The sequence below is a fragment of the Okeania sp. genome, assembly GCF_983059655.1.
The window spans coordinates 1-5,464 of record NZ_CEZPJD010000541.1; the positions used below are offsets into that span (position 1 = coordinate 1).

The following is a 5,464-nucleotide window of genomic DNA, read 5'->3' on the forward strand; positions in this document are numbered from 1 at the left end:
CAAGAATCGGGAGTAGAAAAATTTTTGCTGATTATTTCCATCACACTAAATCAATACTAATCCCTGAGAGCAATTGCTATCACTCTTTGTTGCTGATTTCGATCACAGAATTTGAGTGCTTATGTCAAATATTCGTATTCAAGGAGTAGAACAGCAATTGCTATCACTCTTTGTTGTTGATTTCGATCACAGAATTTGAGTGCTTATGTCAAATATTCGTATTCAAGGAGTAGAACAGCAATTGCTATCACTCTTTGTTGTTGATTTCGATCACAGAATTTGAGTGCTTATGTCAAATATTCGTATTCAAGGAGTAGAACAGCAATTGCTATCACTCTTTGTTGTTGATTTCGATCACAGAATTTGAGTGCTTATGTCAAATATTCGTATTCAAGGAGTAGAACAGCAATTGCTATCACTCTTTGTTGTTGATTTCGATCACAGAATTTGAGTGCTTATGTCAAATATTCGTATTCAAGGAGCACAACAGCAATTACTATCACTCTGTGTTGTTGATTTTGATCACATGCTTTGAGTGCCTATGTCAAATATTCGTCTTCAATGAGCACAACAGCAATTGCTATCACTCTGTGTTGTTGATTTTGATCACATGCTTTGAGTACCTATGTCAAATATTCGTCTTCAATGAGCAGGAAAAACAGGCTAGATACAAGGTAAACAAGAATAAGGAATAGAAAAATTTTTGTAGATTATTTTCATCGCACTACATCAGTACTAATCTCTGACAAATTACCATCACTCTTGTTATTGATTTAGATCACATAAAAAGAATATCAAGTGAGAGATAAATGAAAGGAACGATCGCCATTTTATTTCGGTGTTTTGTGTTTATACTTTGATCATTTAGCATATACAGGACTTACGCATGAAGCACAAATAAAGTAGAGTTTGAGATTGCGTTCCCTTCCGGAGTGCTCCGCAAACCCTATCGATCGCCATGACAGAAAAACGTTCTACTGCCTAATTCCTAATAAATTAACTAAAGGATATATATTTAAAGTGAGCGAATAAATCTTTGAACACATTTACTGTAGACGCGCTAGCGGCTTCTATCTGTTATGTGCTACTTGAATTCAAGACCGAACTGCTTCCCACAAATCAGCAAAAAATCATCCTAGCTAAACACACGGGTGTAGACCGCCATGCTTATAATTGGGGTGATTAACTGTTAAACTTAAACCGTAGAAAATAGTTGTAAAATTAACAAAAGTGTTGTAGTATTAAACAGGTAATAACTTAAGATGAATTATAGCGGGTGAATGCAACTTGTTGACAGACATATTATTAACCGAACACATCAGTATTGGCGGGTGTGCGATGAGTTAGCCTTTAAGTCGAAAAACTTGTATAACTTAGCTAACTATCATTGTCGTCAGCATTTTTTCAAGTGTTCAAAAAGTTTAGATTTAACCGAGCTATACCACGGCACCAAAAATAGTGATGCCTACAGAGCATTACCAACTAAAGTATCAAAACAAATAATAAAATGCTTGGTTTGCACTTGGCGTGGTTATTTTCAAGCTATAAAATAATGGTCAAAACATCCAGGGAAGTTTTTGGGTAAACCCAAAATACCAAAGTATAAAAATAAAACTCAAGGTCGAAATGTAGTTATCTACTCAAAAGAATCAGTCTATAGAGCAAGTCTCAAAGATGGTATATGTCACTTATCCATGAGTGAAATCAAAATACCTGTAGTTGTGGATACTGTAATCGAAGTGAGGATAGTACCTGTGCTATTGACTTAGAAAAACCTTGTAAGCATGAAAACTATGTAGGCAAGCGAGTCAAACGTGGTTTATTTTTGAGTGCAACTGGCCAAGTGATTAATGCCGATATCAATGGCAGTCTTCAAATAATTCGAAAGAAATTCCCAGGAGCATTTACTGTTGAGGGAATAGTGAGCTGCGCCGAGAGCGCCAGTATTGGTTAATTCAATATCAAGATAAAAGCTGTTACAATTTTCTACAGTTTTTTTCGTACGGTTTGTGGTTAACCATTAGCGATCAAAAAATTTTCTCCTTCTTTTCTTCTTTCTTCCCTCCTGTTTGTGGAGCATGACAAACGGAAATTCTGACTCCTGAGTAGTTTATTTATAACTATTCAACCGGACATGATATAACTATATAACCTACATTCCGCACGACAAAACGTAGTACAAAGGGCGAATAGTCAGTAGTCAGTAGTCAGTAGGGAATGATGTGCAGCTTATGCCTGGCGTGTTTCAAGTATTTATATCATGTTCGGTTAAATACTTATACTTTGGCAGAGGGAAGGCAGAGGGCAGAAGGCAGAAGGCAGAAGGAAGAGAGCAAAGTTTGAAGTAAAGAAGTTTTTATAACTAATCATCCGAACATGATATTATACTTAATATTTTCCCGATCGTTTGACTCTTGAAAAAGGTTAACGACGACGATTAATACAGTATAAATACTTACCAAGCTCTCAATTTTAATACTACTTTTAATGCTACAAGTTGACGTGCGGAACATGGGATAGAAAAATTAAAGAGTATCTGTCTTGCTCGGATCGCGTAATCAAATTGCGAACACTGCAATTTTAGCTGCGTGTGAGACTTGAATTATACAGATTATTGTAGGTTTATAAGAACGGATGTATCTATGACAAGATCAGTTGAAGAGAGGAGCCATAGTAAATTCAGCGATCGCTCATAAATACCCGTATTATCCTATGATAGTTTTCTATTGACTATTTAGCTAATAATTGCTAATTTTTTCCCAATTTCAACCTTTCTTTTTCTGATAAATTTTCTGCCAGCACACTAATATTTTCCACAGGGATATTAAGTTTAACCTTCTCACCAATAGCATATTGATTCAAATGAAAAGGATTAATATTTTGTCTCCGGGCAACTATTTTAGTTTTGTCAGTTAAACGTACAACATAACGAGTATCTGTACCAATATAAACAATATTTTCTATTGTCCCAGAAAAATCTGCTTCTTCTATATAAGTTGATGGGTCAATTCCTATTTTTTCCGGTCTGACAACTAAGGTAATAATTGTATCTATTGGTAGATGATTGATAGCGGGTATTAATAAGGGAAAATATTCATCTATTAATATCAAACTTTTATCTTCTTGATGTGCAGTTATTCGCCCTGTTAAAAAGTTGCTTTCCCCAATAAATTCAGCCACAAAACGACTTTTTGGTTGTTCATAAATTTCTACCGGAGTTCCCACTTGTAAAACTTCTCCTTGGTGCATAACTGCTATGCGGTCAGACATTGTTAAAGCTTCTTCTTGGTCATGAGTAACATAAATAAATGTAATGCCTAACCTTTGCTGCATTTGCTTTAATTCTAACTGCATTTCTTTGCGTAATTTCAAATCTAAAGCACCCAAAGGTTCATCAAATAATAATACTGCTGGTTGTTTAATTAATGCTCTTGCTAAGGCGACTCTTTGTTGTTGCCCACCAGATAATTGTCGGGGATAACGTTTTTCCATATCTGTTAATTTTACTTGAGCCAAAGTATCAGTTACCCGACGATTTATTTCTGGGCGTGAAATATTTTCCATTTCTAATCCAAAGGCAATATTTTCTGCCACTGTGAGATGAGGAAATAAAGCATAATTCTGAAAAACTGTATTTACTGGTCGATGAAATGCCGGACTATTTCCCATTAGTTGACCCTGAACATAAATTTCTCCGGATGTGGGCATTTCAAAACCAGCTATCATTCTTAATGTTGTAGTTTTGCCACATCCAGAAGGACCTAATATGGAAAAAAATTCTGATTTTTCTATCTGGAGATTGATATTATGTACAGCGATAAATTTTTTTTGATTTTTACTGTTGAATACTTTGGATATGTTGATGAGTTCGACGGTCTGAGATAGCATATTATATCATTTTCGATTGAATACTTATTATACAGTTGGGAGTAGGGGAGTGGTTAACATGGATTATGGCACGGATACACGGATACGGAAGGGAGTAGAGAGAGATTAAATAGACATCTCCAATCATCAAAAATCAAATCATGTCCGGTATCATTAGTTTGTGTATAAAATCAAGGTGACAATAGGATAAAAGCTTCTGCCTCCTGCCTCCTGCCTTCTGCCTTCTTCAAACTAATTAAGATTAATAAAACGGGCGATCGCTTCTTTAACTACGGGATAATTTACTTGATTTTCTAAGTCTATATAAGCAACTTTACCTTGTTCTATAAATGCTTCTGTAACTCTGATTAGTTGATTAATATGAGCTTCTCTCCCATCATCTATTGCTTCACTTACTCTTTCATTTATATAAGAATTAATTACCTTTGGATTACTTGTTCTTTGCTGAAGAACATTATTTAATTCAAACTGTAAACGTAAGTAACCTTCAGGGTTCTTTTTAGACATAATTTGTTCGGTGGCAAGATTCTGAGTTGAAGACTGAGAATTCATCAATATATTAATTAGTTTAATTGCCCATTCAGCTAGTCCCCATTCTACTATTTGCTTATAACTATAAGGCTGACTATTTTCACCTGTGCCAATGGAAATTATCGAAATATCTTCTAGTTTATGACCTAGTTTAATTGCATAGGTTATTGCTGATAATGTGGGATTATTTGCTGCTATTCCTCCGTCTATATGTGGTAGACTCAAATCTCCATTTTTAAATTCATAAGCTGGAAAATAAGTAGGAGCGGATGCAGAACTAGTACAAATTTCCCACAGAGGGAGATTGTCATACCAAATCGTCTGTTTAGGTATTTCTGGATGATAATTTACAAAAATAGTTGGAGATTCCAAAAACATATTGTAAGCTACAATTAATAAGTTTATTTCACTAATTTCTTGAAGTCTAATTGGTGTTCCATTTTGTCGTAAAAAGTATTTTTTCAAGACTTTAATTAAGCCTTCATTGGAAAATTTAGGAGCAGAAATTCCATATTTCCAAATTAAGGGTAATCTTTTGGGTGACAAGCGACTTTGGTATGGAAAAATATTGATTCCTTCTTCCTGATATAGTTTGAGAATATTCGCGCTTTCTGTTCCTGTAGCAACTAGCGCTGCGATAATTGAACCAGTGGAAGTACCAGCTACTAAGTCAAAGTATTCATGTAAAGACTGACCTTTTTGTTCTTTGATTTGTTTTTCAATTTCTACCAACATTCGTGCTGAAATGACTCCGCGAATTCCACCACCATCTAAACTAAGGATTTTGAAAGTCATTATAGTTTTGCCTTAATTAATATAATAATTTAACTACTCAATTATATCATTGGTAAGCATTTCCTGCGGACTGCTGCGCAAACAGCTATTAGCTTTCAGCTATCAGCATTTTTCTATCTATAAAATATACAATTTAAGTAGTATTTATACCAGATTTTTGTTAATAACAGAACTGGAGCAGAGAGAAATTTATCTTAAATATAACTTTCTCTCTAAAGTAGGGCGTAAGCATTCAGCATTCAGCATTCAG

General features: G+C 34.7%; 5 protein-coding genes. 3 read left to right on the forward strand and 2 right to left on the reverse strand.

Going from position 1 to position 5,464, the window contains the following annotated elements:
- The first annotated feature begins 1,081 nt into the window (after window positions 1–1,081).
- The 3 genes from AC3DU7_RS23715 (at window position 1,082) to AC3DU7_RS23725 (ending at window position 1,769) form a co-directional block, all read left to right on the forward strand.
- Window positions 1,082–1,186, forward strand: a complete 105-nt coding sequence (locus tag AC3DU7_RS23715) for a helix-turn-helix domain-containing protein (protein ID WP_488041761.1) — start codon at window positions 1,082–1,084, stop codon at window positions 1,184–1,186.
- 94 nt (window positions 1,187–1,280) lie between these two features.
- Complete coding sequence (locus AC3DU7_RS23720) at window positions 1,281–1,553, forward strand: transposase (RefSeq protein ID WP_488041762.1); 273 nt, start codon at window positions 1,281–1,283, stop codon at window positions 1,551–1,553.
- 24 nt (window positions 1,554–1,577) lie between these two features.
- A complete protein-coding gene (locus tag AC3DU7_RS23725) occupies window positions 1,578–1,769 on the forward strand; it encodes a hypothetical protein (protein ID WP_488041763.1) in 192 nt (63 codons plus the stop codon).
- Window positions 1,770–2,748: 979 nt separating this feature from the next.
- Here the strand turns inward: AC3DU7_RS23725 and AC3DU7_RS23730 are convergent.
- On the reverse strand, window positions 2,749–3,888 hold the full coding sequence (locus tag AC3DU7_RS23730; protein ID WP_488041764.1) for an ABC transporter ATP-binding protein: 1,140 nt from the start codon (window positions 3,886–3,888) through the stop codon (window positions 2,749–2,751).
- 231 nt (window positions 3,889–4,119) lie between these two features.
- Complete coding sequence (locus AC3DU7_RS23735) at window positions 4,120–5,214, reverse strand: patatin-like phospholipase family protein (RefSeq protein WP_488041765.1); 1,095 nt, start codon at window positions 5,212–5,214, stop codon at window positions 4,120–4,122.
- Between the last annotated feature and the right edge of the window lie 250 nt (window positions 5,215–5,464).

Excerpts from the sequence above, each read along its gene's own strand:
- AC3DU7_RS23720 (WP_488041762.1), top strand. The coding sequence starts at position 1,281 with ATGCAACTTGTTGACAGACATATTATTAACCGAACACATCAGTATTGG.
- AC3DU7_RS23730 (WP_488041764.1), bottom strand. The coding sequence starts at position 3,888 with ATGCTATCTCAGACCGTCGAACTCATCAACATATCCAAAGTATTCAAC.
- AC3DU7_RS23735 (WP_488041765.1), bottom strand. The coding sequence starts at position 5,214 with ATGACTTTCAAAATCCTTAGTTTAGATGGTGGTGGAATTCGCGGAGTC.